Source organism: Enterococcus caccae ATCC BAA-1240 (assembly GCF_000407145.1).
In the GTDB taxonomy this organism is placed as follows: domain Bacteria; phylum Bacillota; class Bacilli; order Lactobacillales; family Enterococcaceae; genus Enterococcus_L; species Enterococcus_L caccae.
The window spans coordinates 1,183,906-1,202,263 of the sequence record NZ_KE136472.1; the positions used below are offsets into that span (position 1 = coordinate 1,183,906).

The window sequence follows — 18,358 nt, forward strand, 5'->3', positions numbered from 1 at the left end:
TGTGACAATTGTAGTCAAAGCTTGCAGTAATTTGATTTTATCAATTCCCTTTGATTTAACTTTCATATTAAATTCCCTCCCATTATACATTCATCTTACAACTTGAGGTTGTTCTTTGCTAATATCAAGCTTGCCCGAAATAGGCACCAGTTTTTAGTCTAAAATATACTTTTTTAGACTACCCATCTCAATCAAACTATTGGCTAATAACAAAAACACCAATAATTATCAATATAACTGCTAAAACTTTACGAATACTCAGTTTTTCTTTGAAAATAAAATAGCTAATAATAACAGTCCAAACATAGGTCAAAGAGGTCATAGGAAACGCAATCGAATAGTCTAAAAATTTCAATAACGCAATATTGGTCACTGCACTTAAAATATATAAGAAAGAACCCAAATAAATCCAACCATTTGTCACTACAAGTTTCAGGCTTAATTGCGGTAGATCATTCATCCCCTTTTTCAACGCTAATGCTCCAGCACTACCTGAAAAAGTTGTAATGACTAGTATCGTCAGGATTGCACCATAATTGATCATAAGCTTTCCTCATTTCCTTCTATCCCTAAAAGAATCGACCCTGCAATAATGAAGCCTGTTCCTATTAATTTATACCAAGTAATACTTTCATTTAAGAATAAAGCACCTAAAACAATCGATAACGCAAAGCCCAAACTCATCATTGGTTGTAAAATAGATACTTCACCATATCGAAAAGCCGCCATCATAAAAAACATTCCTGCTCCTGCCGCTATAAAACCAACAATATACAGTATAATCGCATAGCTACCTGTTCCATCCGCTCCGAATTTCCACGCTAACTGTCCTAAACTGCTCAATGTTGCAGCAATTAAAATCAATACAATCCCCAAACTCAATTTCTGTTGTTTATTTTTTGCATCCATACAATTTCCCCTCTCCTAACAATAACGATGAATGAATTCAAAAACAGTTGCAAAATAATGATCTGGCTCATAAATAAACGAGGATAAATGAGGTGCTTGTTCAACAATCAAACTTTCTTTGATCCCTTTTGTTGCTTCCATATTGTCATAAAGCATTTGATGTGGCACAAATTTATCACCTGTACCATGGATCAACAAGGTAGGCAAATTATTTTTAGCCAATTGAGCAGTCGAGGATGCCTCTTTAAGGGAATAGCCAACTTTCTTTTTAGCTAAAACATTCGCAATCGTCAAGATGGGAAATGCTGGTAACTTAAACGCTGAACGTAACATTGCCCCAAATTCATTGTAAACAGAAGAATAGCCACAATCTACAACTAATCCTTTAATATTATTTGGTAATACTTCACCGCTTGTCATCATCACAGTTGCTGCACCCATCGAACCGCCAAATAAAATGATTTCTGCTTGTGCTTCCAATCTGATTACTTCTTCAATCCATTTTAATAAATCCAAACGATCCAACCAGCCCATTCCGATCACATTGCCCGTACTCAATCCATGTGATCTCAAATCAGGGATAAGAATATTGTAACCTTGTTCGGAAAATTTGCTTGCAACAAAAGCCATATCACGCTTACCAAATGAACGATATCCATGAACACAAATGACCCACTTTTTGCTTTCAGGATGTGGTATGATCAATCGACTATACAATTTGTCTTCTCCTATTTTAAGCCAATGATCTTGCGCAAATCCTTGCTGCCAAAATTCATCCCCCTGCTGATTCTGTTTCTCTTCAGTAAGATCATATTGTGACATTCCCTTATTAAAATTATCTGGGTTCATCATTTTATGACCCGTTTCGTCATACCATTTATTATTTCTAAAAAGTGCTACATTTAAAAAGAAATTTGCCGCATAAACTGAAATTACAATAATTAACATCAACAATAAAACCACTATCAACATGATCCACTTCAAACATGACACCTCAATTCTAAATAGTTATTACCCTATTCAATTATACTCTTATTTGGTAAAAAAAGTATGAATCTACTCAGAAACAAAAAACCTTTTCCAAATTGGAAAAGGTTTAAACCGTTTTTTATTCACAATCTAAAGCGATTAAATCTTCATACGTCTCTCGACGAATAACTAACTTGTCTACACCATTTTCCACAAAAACAACAGCGGGTTTTAAATTGCGATTATAATTATTCGCCATTGAATAACCATATGCACCTGTACTTGTCATAGCAAACAAATCATTTGGATTCATAGGTGGTAATTCAATATTTTTGATTAAAACATCTCCTGATTCACAATATTTACCAACCACTCGAACTGCCTCAGTTGCTTCTGAGCTGATTCTATTAGCTAAAAAGCCATCATAAAGGGCATCATAAAGAGCGGGTCGGATATTATCGCCCATTCCGCCATCGACTGAAACGTAATGCCTTACATCAGGAATTGATTTTTGGGAGCCAATTGTATAAAGCGTTGTGCCTGCCTCAGCAATAATACTACGACCTGGTTCAATCCATATTTCTGGCAACGGATAAGTTAACAATTCACATTGTCCTTGAACAGCACTTACGATGGCTTTAACAAAGGCTTCAGGTTCTAGTGGATCATCCGCTTCCGTATACTTAACGCCAAAACCACCGCCTATATTTAAAATATCCACAGTATAGTTAAACGTTTGTTTCCATTCATCTAAAATCAACAGCATTTTCTCAACCGCAGCCAAAAAACCTTCAGCAGAAAAAATTTGTGAGCCAATATGACAATGAACGCCTTTTAGAACGAACTGCTTATCTGCTAAGATTTTTTCCAACGCTTTGGTTGCTTGACCACTTGTAACGTCGAACCCAAATTTTGAATCCACTTGTCCAGTCAAAATATATTCATGCGTTTCAGCATCTACTCCTGGTGTAATACGGAACATCACATTTTGCTGTTTTCCTGTCTCTTTTAAAATAGCACTTAGCAAGTCGATTTCATAAAAATTATCAATAATAATCGTCCCTACTCCGTGTTCTACAGCGTATGTCAGTTCTTCTTTCGTCTTATTATTGCCATGAAATTCAATATTCTCAGGTGACATACCACCTTTGATCGCTGTATAAATTTCCCCAGCGGAAACAACATCGCAACCAAGCTCTTCTTCTTCTAAAAGCTTATACATCGCTAAACAACAAAATGCCTTGCTTGCATAAATAACCTTATTTTTTACTCCTAAAGAGTTGAACGTTTGTTTAAAGCCTCTTGCACGCTCTCGAATATGCGCAACATCATAAACAAATAATGGTGTACCATATTTCTCAGTTAGACGGACAACATCACAACCGCCAATCGTTAAATGTTCTTGCTCATTAAATTTTGCTGTTCCAAATAATAGTGGCATCTCTTCACCTTCTTTAATTGATTTATTAAAAATAATAGCACAAAAATGAAAAACTTCCTATCTATTTTTCATGATTTTCACAACTGACGGGATGATTTCAACTTGATTACCTCACGAAATTTTTTGATATAGCCTTTCACTCAATTCCCTCATTCCTTCAGCGGCAGGTTGATTGGCAAAAAGAATCACTATCTCTTGGTTTTTTTGATCACCATAAATAACTGTATCATAACCGCCTAAAATGCCTTCAGAATATTTCAACCCATCAAAATAAATCATTCCCCCTTGATAGCCTTCTTGCTCTGCTCCAACAAGTTGTTCATACTCCTTTTGTTTGAATAGCTGGCCATTCGTTAAACTTTGAATAAATACCCAAAAATCCTCTGTTGACATGTACAAGTTTCCAGCCCCTAGCAAACTTGAAAAAAGCTTTTCATTTACCGGAACTGGATCATCTTGATAATCTTGTTCTATATAATAATAAGGTTGCGGCAACGTTTCCGCTTCGGGCAATTGATCCCAAAAATAAGTATCGGTCAAAGATAATTTTTCTATCACTCTCTTTTTGATATTTTCTTCATATGTTTGACCTGTAAGTTTAGAAATGATCCCAGCTAACAACGTATAATTAGCATTCGTATACATAAATTCTTTACTTTTGACTACAGTTAAGGTATTTAAAACATTGTCAATCTGACTCTTTTGATCTGTTAAAATGTTTTCTGGCTCTTTTTCTTCCATCAAGATGCCCGAATGATGATTAAGCAAATCTTGAATCGTGATTGTCTGACTGTATTCAATCTCTGGATAGAACGTGTCTAAGGTTGTTTCTAATGTAAGTTGCCCCTCTTTTACCAACTCCAGAATAATCGAGCCAGTAATCATTTTCTGTAACGACGCTATTGGAAAGGGACTATCGTTTTTATTTGGAACTTTATTTTGTCTATCCGCGTACCCATAACTTTGTTTATAGAAAATTTGTCCCTGATTCACAATCAAAACCGATCCTTTAAAATGACTATCCTTGATCATTTGATCGATTTCTTCTTTATTTTTAAATTCTAAACTAGCTGATTTTTGTTGCTTTTCTGATTGAGTTTTTACAAAAATACCATTTTCTTTCGTTACAAACCAACTGCCTAATAAGAGTAACAATACAAACAATACTCCAACTAAAATAAACGATTTCCAACGCCGACTCATCTACTTCACTTCTTTCCCAAATAACTTCTACTAAATTATACCATTTGCTGAAAAAAAAGCAGACTATAAAAAAACAATAGACTAACATATCGAACGATTAGCCGATTTTTAGTCTATTGTTTGATTTTATTTCTCTTGCGCTATCGTTAAAATCGCAGCTGGAACTCGATAAGGTGAACATGAAATATAATCTACACCAATTTTTTTTAAGAAACGAATAGATTGAGGATCTCCGCCGACTTCACCACAAACTCCAATCTTAATGGATGAATCGTAGGCTCTAATTTTATCTACAGCAATCTTCATAAGAGCCCCCACACCTTCTTCATCAATATGCTGGAAAGGATCTGCTTTCAATAATTTCTTATTTTGATAGGCTCCAATAAATTTCCCCGAATCATCACGTGAAAAACCATAGGTCAACTGAGTTAAATCATTTGTACCAAAACTAAAGAAATCAGCTACTTCAGCAATTTTCTCAGCAGTCAAACAGGCTCTAGGAATTTCCAGCATTGTGCCAATTTTGTAAGAAATAACTTGATTTTTTTCCGTAAATATTTTTTGAATCGTTTGATTTAATCGTTCTCTTAACCACTGCATTTCTTCTTGACTACCGATCAGTGGAATCATGATTTCTGGTGTAATCGTGATTCCCTGTTCTTTTTGAGCTACTTCAATCGCACTTTCAATGATGGCGGCAACTTGCATCTCATAAATCTGAGGCGTTGTCACAGCTAAACGACAACCTCGATGTCCAAGCATAGGATTTTGTTCATGAAGTTCTTTCATTCGGTGCTCGATCTCAGCCGGCGTCCGTTGTGTTGCCTTAGCTAAATGATTTATTTCTACTTCTGTTTGTGGTAAAAATTCATGCAAAGGTGGATCCAATAAACGAATCGTACATGCTTTCCCATTTAATAAAGTAAACATAGTATGAAAATCTTCTTTTTGGAATTCCTTTAATTTATTCAAAGGATCCATCAAAGCTGCTGTTTCTTCAGCTAGAATCATTTTTCGCATTTCAAATAGTCGCTTTTCTCCGAAAAACATATGTTCCGTACGTGCTAATCCAATTCCTTCTGCACCTAGTTTTAAGGCTGTTTTTATATCGGTTGGTGTTTCTGCATTTGCTTTTACGTCAATATTTGCTTCTTCTTTTGCCCATTTGGTAATGGTTTCTAGTAGCTGCCATTCGTCTCCTTCTACATAGGGAATGCTACCTCGATAGATGGTTCCTGTTGTTCCATCTACTGAAATTGTATCTCCTTGACGTAAAACAACCTCGCCAACTGTTGCCTGCTCTAAAAATTCATCTACATAAATTTCCTCACAGCCTGCCACACAACATACACCCATTCCACGAGCTACCACAGCTGCATGTGATGTCATTCCGCCTCGTGAGGTCACAATAGCTTCGCTGACAACCATTCCTTCAATATCTTCTGGTGATGTTTCTTGACGAATCAAGATGACCTTTTCTCCTTTTTCACTAGCTTGCTTTGCACGTTCAGCAGTAAAGTAAATAGTTCCACATGCCGCCCCAGGGCTCGCTGGCAAGCCTTTAGCAAAAACTTCAGCATGTTTCAAATGATCTGGTTCAAAAACAGGATGAAGTAACTGTGTGATCATTGTTGGACTGATTCGTTGAATCGCTTCTTGCTTAGAAATAATCCCTTCTTCTACTAACTGAATACAAACTTTAAAAGCCGATTTAGCTGTTCTCTTTCCATTTCGAGTTTGTAAAAGATACAATTTTCGGTTTTCAATCGTAAATTCAATATCTTGCATATCTTTATAATGGTATTCTAATAAGTGACTTAGCCTCAAAAATTCCTGGTACACTTCTGGCATCAATAGTTCTAGTTTACTGATGGGCTGTGGTGTTCTGATTCCTGCTACCACATCTTCTCCTTGAGCATTCAACAAAAACTCACCAAAAATCCCTTTCTCACCCGTTGCAGGATTTCTAGTAAATGCTACACCAGTACCGCTTTCTGAACCAAAATTACCAAAAACCATTGCTTGAATATTCACGGCTGTGCCAAGTGAGTCAGAAATATCATGTAAACGACGATAAGTAATCGCTCTTCGATTATTCCATGAACGAAAAACAGCTTCTACAGCTAAAACTAATTGCTCATTTGGATCTTGCGGAAAAGGCTGATGCGTCACTTCTATAAAAATATCTTTGTAAATTGCTACTATTTCTTGCCAATCTTGCGCTTGCATATCCGTATCTGATTGATACTGCTTCTTTGTTTTATAAAAATTCAACTGATTTTCAAAACGATCCTTATCTATTCCACAAACAACATCACCAAACATTTGTAATAACCGTCTATAACAGTCATAAGCAAAACGAGCATCACCAGTCTTCTTGATCAACCCATGAATTGTTTTATCATTTAAGCCTAAATTCAAGATTGTATCCATCATTCCAGGCATTGAAAATTTCGACCCACTTCTTACTGAAACTAACAAAGGATTCTCAGCACTTCCAAATTTCTTGTTGGTTCTTTCCTCCATACTATGAATATGTTGCTGAATTTCTGTATTGAGTTCATTTGTCATATTTTCTTTCTTTTTCAGATAATCTAAACAAGCTTCAGTTGTAATCGTAAAACCTGTCGGTACCGGCAATTTCAATTTTGTCATTTCAGCCAGATTTGCCCCTTTACCTCCTAATAAATCACTTTGTTCTTTACTTCCTTCAAAAAAATCAACCACATAATTCATGAGCAAACTCTCCTCTTCTCTATATAGTGTATCACATTAACTCAAAAACAATTATATTGTGTATCACATTCGTTGTCAACTGGAATTAGTATACTTCATTTTTATTCTTGATTTATTTATATAAGAAATATATAATAATTAGTGTGTCACATTAAGAAAGTAGGTTGATAAAATGAAACTTACCTCAAGACAATTAGAGATCATCAAAATCGTCAAGGAAAATGAGCCAATCAGCGGTGACAGTATTGCCAAATCATTAGGATTAAGCCGTGCAACCTTGCGAAGTGATTTAGCGATTTTGACGATGACTGGTTTGCTTGATGCTAGACCAAAAGTGGGCTATTTTTACACAGGTCAGACAATTGAACCCCTGCTCTACGAAAAACTTTATAAAAAAACGGTAAAAGATATTATGTTGCCCCCCATACTTATTCATCAAAGTACTACAGTTTATGATGCTGTAACAAATTTGTTTATGTATGATGTTGGCTCTTTATATGTAAAAGACGATAATGATGAATTGAACGGTGTATTATCTCGAAAAGACCTACTACGGGCAGCCATCAGTAACCCAAATACCGAAAAAACTCCGGTTGCGATGATTATGAGCCGTATGCCTAACATCATCACAATCACCAGTGACCGTACGATTTTGGAAGCTGGCGGATTATTGATGCAACATAGTATTGATACGATACCTGTCGTTGAAATCAATCAACCTAAAAAAGTGATTGGTAAAGTGACGAAAACTCGAATAATGTCTTACTTTATTAACGCAGGCCATGATATCGAAAAAGAAAACTATTAATTAGAACAAACAGAACTTAAAAAATCAAAACCTAAATTAGGAGAGTGCATTCATGCAAAAGGAAAAAATCAAAATTTATTTAGTTTCAGATTCTGTAGGAGAAACAGCTCAAAAGATTATCTCAGCTGTATCTGCTCAATACCCAAGTATTGATATGAGCGATATTCAACGCTTTCCATTTATTACAGACGAAGAATTATTACAACCGATTTTAAAAGATGCTCTACACGATAAAGCCGTAGTGGTAACCACTTTAGTAAACAAAAAACTAGTTAATCTAGTCAAAGATTTTGCTAAACGAACTGGCTTACAATATGTCGATTACATGAGCCCATTAAGTGAGATTGTTGAAGGAACTTTTGGTATCCAACCGTTACAGGAGCCAGGAGCTATCCATAAACTAAATGAACAATACTTTAGCCGTGTTTCTGCAATTGAATTCGCTGTAAGATATGATGACGGTAAAGACTCCAAAGGCTTTTTAGAAGCTGATTATGTCTTATTAGGCGTTTCTCGTACCTCCAAAACCCCATTAAGCATGTATATGGCTAATCGAAATCATAAAGTTGCTAATTTACCTTTGATTCCTGAAGTGTCATTGCCTGCTGAATTAGATCAAATCGATCCGAAAAAAATCATTGGTTTGACAACCAGTATTGAGAGCTTAATGGACATTCGTAAATCTCGTTTACATTCACTCGGCTTAAAAGAGGATTCTGCTTATACAAATGCAGATCGGATTCAAGAAGAATTAGATTATGCCAATAGTGTTTTTGAAAAATATAATGCTTTAGTTATCAATGTTGATAAAAAATCAATTGAAGAAACAAGCACCATCATTGAAGATTTAGCCAAAAACCAATAATAAGGAGTCCTCTAGATGAGTCACATCCAATCCAACGAGCTAATTGCCGAAATTATAAATCTGGAAGCTATTTTAAATTTACCAAAAGGTACCGAACATTTTATCAGTGACCTTCATGGAGAATTTGATGCATTCAATCATATTTTAAGAAATGGTTCTGGTAGTATTCGGGACAAAGTTTACACCCTTTTCAGTCAAAAGCTTTCTGCGGAACAAATGGATGAACTCTGTTTTTTGATTTATTATCCTGAAGAAAAGCTTCAGACCTTAAAAAAACAAAAAATACTTGCTCAAAGCTGGTGGTTTGAAACAATTGAACGTCTACTGATTATTGTTCGTTTTTCTTCAAGTAAATATACTCGCTCAAAGGTGCGAAAGGCATTACCGAAAACCTATGCCTATATTTTAGAAGAATTGATTTATCAATATGATGAAACGACCGACAAAAAAGCTTATTATCGCCAAATCATTCACAAAATCATTGATCTGGGTGAGGCAGAACGTTTTATAGCAGATTTAGCTTATTTAACGCAACGCTTCGTAATCGATCATCTTCATGTGATTGGGGATATTTATGATCGCGGACCCCATCCAGATAAAATCATGGATTCTTTGATGGCCTACCATTCTCTCGATATCCAATGGGGCAATCATGATATTATTTGGTTAGGTGCAGTAAGTGGCTCGAAAGCTTGCTTAGCAAACGTCCTACGAATTTGCGCACGTTATGGTAACCTCGATCTTTTAGAGAACGCCTATGGCATTGATTTGCATCAATTGAAATCATTTAGTCGTAAAACTTATCAGGAAAATAATCACTTTAGGCCAAAACAAAACCCTTATAGACAGCTTTCACTAACAGAAATAACAGATGCAATGAAAATCCAACAAGCAATGGCCATTATTCAAGAAAAACTAGAAGGTCAGATCATTAAAAGGCGGCCAGATTTTAAAATGGAACACAGGTTATTACTGGACAAAATCCAAGACGACCAAATTGTAATCGACTATCGAACTTATACATTGATCAACGGTTGCTTTCAAACCGTCAAACAGACAGATCCTTATCAACTGTCGGCAGAAGAAAGTTTGGTTATAAACGATTTAATGGAACAATTCCAACACTCAAAAAAATTAAAACATCATATGGCTTTTCTATTAGAAAAAGGCTCACTTTATCTTCCTTATAACCACAACTTATTGATTCACGGTTGTATTCCACTTAATGAAGACGGCTCATTTCAATCTGTTGTTTTTGCTGATAAAGAGTACGCAGGAAAACCATTACTTGATTTTTTTGAATCAACGATCAAAAAAGCATTTGCTCATCCATGGCAAACCGAAGACTTCTCAACAGATATTGTCTGGTATCTATGGTGTGGAGAAAGTTCTTCACTTTTTGGTAAAACCGCAATGAAAACTTTCGAACGTTATTTTATCAAAGAAAGTAACACCCATATAGAAGTCAAAAATGCTTATTACAAATTAAGAAACAATGCTAAAATCTGTCAGCAAATATTACATTCTTTTGCACTTGATCAATCTGATGCTCATATTATCAACGGACATACTCCAGTAAAATTGATTAAAGGTGAATCACCTATCAAAGCTGATGGAAAAATGATCGTGATCGACGGTGGCTTTTCTCGTGCTTATCAAAAAGTTACAGGAATCGCAGGCTACACGCTCTTATATAATTCCTTTGGCATGCAGCTTGCTGCCCACAAGCCGTTTTCAGATAAAGAAACTGCGATTAAAAAAAACGATGATATCGTTTCTACACGACAAATCGTTGATCGACAGACAAAACGACTACAAGTTAAAGATACAACGATTGGTATGTCTTTGTTACAAGATACGGTCCAATTAAAACAACAATTAGAAAATCATATCCGATTTTCTTCTAATGAAAAGTGAGTGGCACATAACGTTTCAAGTCATATTCCACTCACTTAGAATCCAGATAAACGATTGCAACAGAAGTAACCCCTTCGGAAATAAGCTGACATTGCATAATACCGACTTAGTTCTGGTGATTAAATACTTCTGTTGCAATTTTTTTATTAATTAATCGATTCAAATACTTGGTTTTTTAGCTCATATACTTTATCACAAGCTTTCGCTACTTCTTGTTCATGCGTTACGATAATAATACATTTTTTGCCTTCATGGGCTACCTTTTTAAATAATTGAACTATATCTTTTGATGCTTTTTCATCCAAATTCCCTGTAGGTTCATCTGCAACAATCAATTCATGATCACAGCACAATGCCCTAACAATCGCTACCCGCTGTTGTTGACCCCCAGAAAGTTCGGTAACTTTCTTTTTTGCAAGTATTTCATCAATGCCGACATGTGCTAAATTTTCTAATGCATAGGCTTTTTTATCTGGTTGCTTTGAACTGGATATCGCCATTGCTGTTAATACATTATCTAAGGCTGACATGTAAGGTAATAAATTATATGCTTGAAAAATAATCGATACATCATTTTTACGATAATTTCTGAGACCAATTTTAGTTAAAGGTTTACCGTTGTATAAAATAGTTCCTGCTTTAGGTACCTCTAAACCTGCAATCAACGAAAGAAATGTCGTCTTGCCAGAACCACTCGCACCTAAAATAGCATACATTTTATCTCGTTGAAATTCTAAATTTACATTCTTGTAAAGAATTTCTTGTTCATTTTTATACCAATAGCCAACTTCTTTGGTTTGTAACATTTGGTTTCCTCTTTTCTATGTGGTTAATATTTTTTTAGGTTGTAGTCTTAAAATTCCGATGGAGGATAATACAATTGAGCAAAAACTGATCAAGAGTCCCAAACCACCTAATGTTGCGACTTCTTTTGGCTGAACTGCGATATTTAACTCTTTGATCGTCTCAGCAGCTTCTTTTGAACTGGTTCCCATTCCATTTATCCCACCTCTACTAGGTCCTTCTTGTCCTTGATTCCCTCTGGCACCTATTTTATCTTGATTATTTTCAGCTTGTTGAGCCACTTCAGTTTGTTGACCGATCAACTGCTCGCCTACAATATTCCCTATGATATTTCCACTAAATGTTGCAATCATTAATGCTACGAACATACACAGCATAATTTCACTAAAAAATTGTAAAATGACTTTAAAACGAGACTCTCCAAGCGATAAGAGTACGCCAATTTCATAACGTCTTTCTCTGATTGTCATCATCACGATCAATGTTAAAATAATGATTCCGGCAATCGCGACTAAAATAACGATATTTCTTGCAAAACTCGACACATTCGTCAATGGTTGCAACATTTGTTGATACGCTTTGTCGTTTGTTTGTAAACTCAAATTTTCCGTATTAATCAGTTTTTCAGCAGCTTCAACGAAAGAATTCATTTGTTTTGGATCTTCAAGTGTATAAAAAGCAGAATCAATCGTCCCTTTAGTGTCTCCTCCTTTCAGCGTATTAGCAAATGTATACGATGTATATAATGTGTTTGCCGGATTTAACAAATTAAACATCATGCCCATGCTATCACCGTTTTCGGAGGTATTATAGATTCCTTTGACTTTCAATTCATATGTTTTCGTGTCATCTTCTGGGCTCGTGAGTTTAAATGTACTACCAATTTTTAGCTCATTAGCATCAGCTAAACTTTGTTCAATAACGACATGGTTTGTCTCTTCATCTGCTTCACTGATTGCTTCGCCTTCTACAACCTCAGCCACACCATCCGAAAAATCACTTAACATAGATAAGTTCATGACCCCACTGACCTGAAAATCACTTTGTTTCATACTCTGCATAGGAGCTCCGCCCATGCTCTCACCTTCTTGAGCAGATCGTCCTGATGTCCCCTGCTCAGTGTTAGTATCGTTGTTCGTTGTTTCGCTTTCTGTTGTGTTTGAAATTGGTGTGATCCCATCACTCGCTCCAGCAGCTGATGAAGAGAACAATGAATAGGCTTTAACATTGTCCAATCCTGCGATTTTTTGCGCATCTGCTAGCGAAACAGGTGTTAAACTAAAACTATCTGGATCTGGTTTTCCTTCATTACGATCCCCTCGGTCTGTTTCCATCGCAGTTGCTCGATTCGCCGAAAGTGTAACCGTTGCACCTACACTTTTTTTTGCATTTTCTATCGCACTCAATGCTGCACTTTGAATCGTTAATCCTGCTAAAATAAAAATCAAAATAGCGGAAAAAACAGCACAGAGTAACAATGTCCTTCCCTTTTTCGCTTTCATACTTAATCGTGATCGTTTTATAAAATTCATATAAATCCTCCTCGTATAGCAACTAAATAACATCTATTACTTTAGTTCACTTACCTTAAACAAAGCTTAAAACTAATCTCTCCTTTCTTTTTAACGAACCTTGCAAATCGACGAAAAAAATGATTAAATGGTTGTGGTCGTATTTTTTATTAAATGTTGAATATGATCGGATTATCTGATTTTTTGAGAAAGGATCGAACGTTCGTTGAAAAAACAGAAAATGACGCTATATGGAATGATTTTTTCTATTTGTTTCTTTTTGATCGTATCGTTCTTTTTTTCTACTCATACAGTAGATTACGCAAACGAAACAGAAACAAGCGGAAAAGTAGCGATTCCTGTTGTGAAAAAAGCTCCTTCTCATGTTGAAAATGTGGAGCCAATCGAAAAAGAGACCCCAGAACTTACAGATTTTTATCATAAAATCGAGCAAACGATGACTGACACAGCCAAAACATTTACTGGTGATGTTGGCATAACTTACGTAGATTTAACAACTGGAAAGCAGATTTCTATCAATGGAACAAAAGAATTTTACAGTGCAAGCACCATCAAAGTTCCTTTGGCTATGATGATTGCTGATAAGGTTCAGTCTGGCAGTTTAAAATGGGATGATCAACTGACCTTTAATGAAAAAGAAGATTATGAAGATGGAACTGGAATTATTATTAACAATATCCAACCTAGCTATTCATTAAGAACACTTCAAGAATACAGTATCACCTACTCAGATAACATTGCTAAAAACATGTTATATGATACTTTTGGTGGTGATGTTGCAGCTAAAAAAGCGCTATATGCTCATTTTTTACAAAAGGAAACAGATTGGGATGACGCAAAATTCACCTCTGAAGATGCCGCAAAAATCCTTAAAATTTTGTTTGAAGAAAAATCATCAAACCAAGAATATCAGACCATTTATAACTATATGAAAAATACAGTGTTCCATGAACGTCTGGAAACGCCCACAACTTCTGGCAAGGTTGCTCATAAAATCGGCTCTTATGCTGGGTTTCTACATGATATTGGAATCTTAGAAACAGAACATCCCTTTATTTTAGCTGTTTTTACAAATGGTGAAACAGATGCTGGTATTTCATTTATTTCAACTCTTACGGATCAATTATGGGCTGTTCAGAACAATGCGTATCCAAAAAAATAGAGAAAAGATAACTTCATTCGTTATCTCTTCTCTATTTTTATTTTAGTCAGGTATTGCTACCCATATTTTTGATCTTAATCAAACGTGTGATCTCACTTCGCTCATTTTCTTCCAATTTCATCTGGATATAATAAATCGTTTCTTCTAGTTGCGGTATCGTCATATACTCTAATGCATTCACCCGTCGACGAGTTTTTTCGATCTCTTCTGACATCAACTGACACGTTTTTTCAACTTCTGCTAATTCAAGTAACTTTGGTAAAATCGTTGAAATTTTATCAAATGCGGCATCTAATTCAGCATTTGAGTTGAGATAACCATAATTTAACGGTGCTTCTACGATGGTTTCATCATAATGGAAGTTCATGATCGGAACTGTCACACTCATGATATTTTTCTCAATTACATCAAGCGATACATCATTCGCTGGAATGGCTACTAATTCTTCAATGAACGCTTCGTTCAATGTCGCATTCGCTAAAACAAAACGTGAGAGAGCCGCTGTCAATTCTTGCTCTACATTGATTCTGAGCTGATTGTTTTTTTTGACAAGTAAAATAAAACGGCGCATCAATTCATCTTGTTTGTCTTTTAATAATTTATGTCCTCGTGTTGCAGTTCCCAGTTGCTTCTTTAAACGAGAGAGTTCCATTCGAGTAGGATTCACATTTAAGCGTACCATTTTCGATCACTCTCCTTCAGTCAAGTATTCGTCCAACATCTCATCTTTGATTCGTTTTAATTCTGTTCTTGGCAACATTGACAATAGTTCCCAACCCAAATCTAACGTCTCTTCAATCGAACGATTTGTATAAAAGCCTTGGTTGACATATTCTTTTTCAAACCGATCTGCAAATTTTGCATAGATTTTATCCACATCAGATAATGCTGACTCACCAAGAACGACAGCTAATTCTTTAGCTTGTTTCCCCTGCGCATATGCCGCAAATAATTGATTCATAGTTGGAGCATGATCGATTCTTGTTTTCCCTTCACCTGTTCCTTTATCTTTTAAACGAGACAATGAGGGGAGCACATCAATTGGTGGTTGAATACCACTTTTATACAATTCTCTAGACAAAATGATTTGACCTTCAGTGATATAGCCCGTCAAATCAGGAATTGGATGAGTTTTATCATCTTCTGGCATAGTCAAAATGGGAATTTGTGTGACAGAACCTTTCAGTCCTCGAATACGACCCGCACGTTCATAGAGAGTAGCTAGATTCGTATAAAGATAACCTGGATAGCCACGACGACCTGGAACTTCTCGGCGAGCTGCGGAAATTTCTCGTAATGCCTCGCAATAATTGGTCATATCTGTCATAATCACCAAAACATGCATTCCTTTTTCATATGCTAGATATTCTGCAGCTGTTAGTGCCATCCTTGGGGTAGCGATTCGTTCGATTGCAGGGTCATTGGCTAAATTCATAAACATCACGGAACGATCGATCGCGCCAGTTTGTCTAAAATCTTCCATAAAAAATTCAGCCTCTTCAAATGTAATCCCGATGGCTGCAAAGACAACGGCAAATTCTTCATCGCTATTTAAAACATTTGCTTGACGAGCGATTTGTGCAGCTAGTTCTTTATGAGGCAAACCCGAACCAGAAAATACTGGTAATTTTTGACCACGCACCAACGTATTCAAATGATCGATGGCAGAAATTCCTGTTTGAATAAACTCATCTGGATAGTCTCTAGCAACTGGATTGATCACTTCTCCGTTGATATCAACCATTTTTTCTGGTAAAATTTCTGGCCCGTTGTCTTTAGGACGACCCAAACCATCAAAAATACGGCCAACCATATCTTCTGAAACACCTAATTCTAAGGGATGCCCTAAAAATCGAACTTTCGAGTCTCGAAGATTGATACCACTCGTTCCTTCAAAAATTTGAACCATGGCTTTATCACCATTGATTTCTAGTACTTGTCCGCGACGAATCTCTCCATTTTGCATACGAACTTCGATCAGTTCTTCATATTTGACCCCTTCGACTTTTTCAACGATCATTAAGGGACCGACAACTTCGTTGATTGTTCGATATTCTTTAATCATGGGTGATCCCTCCATCTGCAACAATTTGTTTTAACGTCAGTTTGATGTCATCTACTAAACCATCTAAACGATCTATCTGCTCTTCTGGTATATATTTACTTCTCGCAATTTGATCTCTTAAACCTACCGTTCCTGTCATGATCTCAGTTAAATAGGCACCCAAAGTCAAAGCTGTTTGTCCCTCTTTAAAAAATGTTAAAATCAACCGTAACATTTTGTATTGTTTTTCTCTTGAAGTAAACGTATCGACATCATCAAATGCATTTTGTTGTAAATAATCTTCGCGAATCGACTTAGCTACTTCTAGCGTTAAACGATCTTTGTCTGATAATGAATCGATCCCTACTAAACGCACAATTTCTTCTAATTGTGATTCTTCTTGTAAAATACGCATTCCTTCCATCACCATCTCAGACCAATCAACTTGTAATTCTTGATCTAGATATTTGCCAACCTCGGAATCATACAAAGAATAACTTTGTAACCAGTTGATTGATGGAAAATGGCGTTTTTGTGCTAAGGTTGCATCTAAACCCCAGAATACTTTTACCACACGTAATGTATTTTGTGTAACAGGCTCAGAAATATCTCCCCCAGATGGAGAAACTGCGCTGATTGCAGTGATACTGCCTTTTCGATGATCTTTCCCAAGTGCAACAACTTGTCCAGCACGTTCATAATATTCAGCTAAACGACTTCCTAAATATGCAGGATATCCTTCATCTCCAGGCATTTCTTCCAAACGGCCACTCATTTCACGTAACGCTTCGGCCCAGCGAGAAGTTGAATCTGCCATGATTGCCACAGAATAGCCCATATCGCGGAAGTATTCAGCGATTGTGATTCCTGTATAGATCGACGCTTCGCGAGCAGCTACAGGCATATTAGATGTATTTGCGATCAACACTGTTCGCTCCATAACTGATTCTCCTGTACTTGGATCGATCAACTCAGGAAATTCATTCAATACATCTGTCATTTCATTTCCGCGTTCCCCGCAGCCTACATAAACAACTAAATCTACATCTGCCCATTTAGCAATTTGGTGTTGTACCACTGTTTTTCCAGCACCGAAAGGACCTGGAACAGCAGCGGCGCCACCTTTCGTTACTGGGAAAAAGGTATCGATTACGCGTTGCCCCGTCAACAGTGGTACATCTGGATTTAATTTTTCTAAAATCGGACGACTTCGGCGAACAGGCCATTTTTGCATCATAGTAAATTCTTTTTCACCTGTTTCAGTTTCAATGATATACACTATTTCCTCAATAGTAAATTCACCTTGTTTAATTTCTTTAACCGTTCCGCGAACACCAAAAGGCACCATAATTTTGTGTGGGATTACTTTTGTTTCTTGAACCAAACCGACAATATCACCTGCCAACACTTCATCACCGACAGAAACTACTGGTTCAAACAACCATTTCTTTGTTCTATCTAATGCAGGAATTTGAACCCCTCTACTTAAAAAGTTACTATCTGTGACTTCAGCAAATGTATCTAACGGACGTTGAATTCCATCAAACATTTCTGAAATCAATCCAGGTGCCAGTTCAACTGACAAAGCTTCACCAGTCGTTACTACTGGCTCACCAGGACCGATCCCTGTTGTTTCTTCATATACTTGAATCGATGCGACATCTCCCCGCATTTCAATAATTTCTCCTATAACACCCAGTTCTCCCACCTGACAAATATCCTGAATACTCGCATCAGACATATTTTCAGCCATCACTAAAGGACCAGACACTTTAATAATTCGACCCGTTTGCAAAATCATTCCTCCTATTCAGAAAAGCTATGCAGGCCCTTTTAACACTGCCAGAAAAATAGGAAAATACGATTGAGGTGTTCTTTACCTCTTTCTTACTTTATCTTTTCTTCCGAAGTCTTAACCTGTATAGCTAAATCACTCGTTATACTCAGTAAGACAATTTTACCTTTGTG

At 36.4% G+C, this 18,358-nt stretch carries 15 protein-coding genes; 4 read left to right on the top strand and 11 right to left on the bottom strand.

Going from position 1 to position 18,358, the window contains the following annotated elements:
• Positions 1-196: 196 nt before the first annotated feature.
• From I580_RS05320 to ppdK, 6 genes are all read right to left on the bottom strand, one after another.
• Complete coding sequence (locus tag I580_RS05320; RefSeq protein ID WP_010772323.1) at positions 197-544, bottom strand: EamA family transporter; 348 nt, start codon at positions 542-544, stop codon at positions 197-199.
• Entirely contained in the window at positions 541-909 is a 369-nt protein-coding gene (locus tag I580_RS05325) for an EamA family transporter (protein ID WP_010772322.1), read from the bottom strand. The genes I580_RS05320 and I580_RS05325 overlap by 4 nt, the downstream gene beginning before the upstream one ends.
• A gap of 15 nt (positions 910-924) precedes the next feature.
• Positions 925-1,893: an alpha/beta hydrolase gene (locus I580_RS05330; protein ID WP_010772321.1), complete on the bottom strand. Its 969-nt coding sequence runs from the start codon at positions 1,891-1,893 to the stop codon at positions 925-927.
• 124 nt (positions 1,894-2,017) lie between these two features.
• A complete protein-coding gene (lysA, locus tag I580_RS05335) occupies positions 2,018-3,319 on the bottom strand; it encodes a diaminopimelate decarboxylase (protein ID WP_010772320.1) in 1,302 nt (433 codons plus the stop codon).
• A gap of 111 nt (positions 3,320-3,430) precedes the next feature.
• Positions 3,431-4,522, bottom strand: a complete 1,092-nt coding sequence (locus I580_RS05340) for a serine hydrolase domain-containing protein (RefSeq protein ID WP_010772319.1) — start codon at positions 4,520-4,522, stop codon at positions 3,431-3,433.
• A 126-nt stretch (positions 4,523-4,648) separates the two neighbouring features.
• The gene (ppdK, locus tag I580_RS05345; protein ID WP_010772318.1) at positions 4,649-7,258 is read right to left on the bottom strand and encodes a pyruvate, phosphate dikinase; all 2,610 of its coding nucleotides are present in this window, start codon (positions 7,256-7,258) and stop codon (positions 4,649-4,651) included.
• Between the two features lie 172 nt (positions 7,259-7,430).
• Here ppdK and ccpN point away from each other — a divergent pair, with 172 nt between their 5' ends.
• The 3 genes from ccpN to I580_RS05360 are packed head-to-tail and all read left to right on the top strand — an operon-like array spanning position 7,431 to position 10,848.
• Complete coding sequence (ccpN, locus tag I580_RS05350; RefSeq protein WP_010772317.1) at positions 7,431-8,066, top strand: transcriptional regulator CcpN; 636 nt, start codon at positions 7,431-7,433, stop codon at positions 8,064-8,066.
• 52 nt (positions 8,067-8,118) lie between these two features.
• Complete coding sequence (locus I580_RS05355; protein ID WP_010772316.1) at positions 8,119-8,931, top strand: pyruvate, water dikinase regulatory protein; 813 nt, start codon at positions 8,119-8,121, stop codon at positions 8,929-8,931.
• Positions 8,932-8,946: 15 nt separating this feature from the next.
• Positions 8,947-10,848, top strand: a complete 1,902-nt coding sequence (locus I580_RS05360; RefSeq protein ID WP_010772315.1) for a fructose-bisphosphatase class III — start codon at positions 8,947-8,949, stop codon at positions 10,846-10,848.
• A gap of 146 nt (positions 10,849-10,994) precedes the next feature.
• Here I580_RS05360 and I580_RS05365 read toward each other — a convergent pair whose 3' ends face one another.
• Together I580_RS05365 and I580_RS05370 are read right to left on the bottom strand one after the other, a co-directional pair.
• A complete protein-coding gene (locus I580_RS05365) occupies positions 10,995-11,654 on the bottom strand; it encodes an ABC transporter ATP-binding protein (protein WP_010772314.1) in 660 nt (219 codons plus the stop codon).
• 15 nt (positions 11,655-11,669) lie between these two features.
• Positions 11,670-13,184: an ABC transporter permease gene (locus I580_RS05370; RefSeq protein WP_010772313.1), complete on the bottom strand. Its 1,515-nt coding sequence runs from the start codon at positions 13,182-13,184 to the stop codon at positions 11,670-11,672.
• Between the two features lie 205 nt (positions 13,185-13,389).
• Here I580_RS05370 and I580_RS05375 point away from each other — a divergent pair, with 205 nt between their 5' ends.
• Positions 13,390-14,346, top strand: coding sequence for a serine hydrolase (locus tag I580_RS05375; protein ID WP_010772312.1), 957 nt, complete (start codon positions 13,390-13,392; stop codon positions 14,344-14,346).
• Positions 14,347-14,392: 46 nt separating this feature from the next.
• Here I580_RS05375 and I580_RS05380 read toward each other — a convergent pair whose 3' ends face one another.
• The 3 genes from I580_RS05380 to I580_RS05390 are packed head-to-tail and all read right to left on the bottom strand — an operon-like array spanning position 14,393 to position 18,185.
• A complete protein-coding gene (locus tag I580_RS05380; RefSeq protein WP_010772311.1) occupies positions 14,393-15,028 on the bottom strand; it encodes a V-type ATP synthase subunit D in 636 nt (211 codons plus the stop codon).
• A 6-nt stretch (positions 15,029-15,034) separates the two neighbouring features.
• Positions 15,035-16,411: a V-type ATP synthase subunit B gene (locus tag I580_RS05385; protein WP_010772310.1), complete on the bottom strand. Its 1,377-nt coding sequence runs from the start codon at positions 16,409-16,411 to the stop codon at positions 15,035-15,037.
• Positions 16,404-18,185: a V-type ATP synthase subunit A gene (locus I580_RS05390; RefSeq protein WP_010772309.1), complete on the bottom strand. Its 1,782-nt coding sequence runs from the start codon at positions 18,183-18,185 to the stop codon at positions 16,404-16,406. Before I580_RS05390 ends, I580_RS05385 begins: the two co-directional genes overlap by 8 nt.
• Between the last annotated feature and the right edge of the window lie 173 nt (positions 18,186-18,358).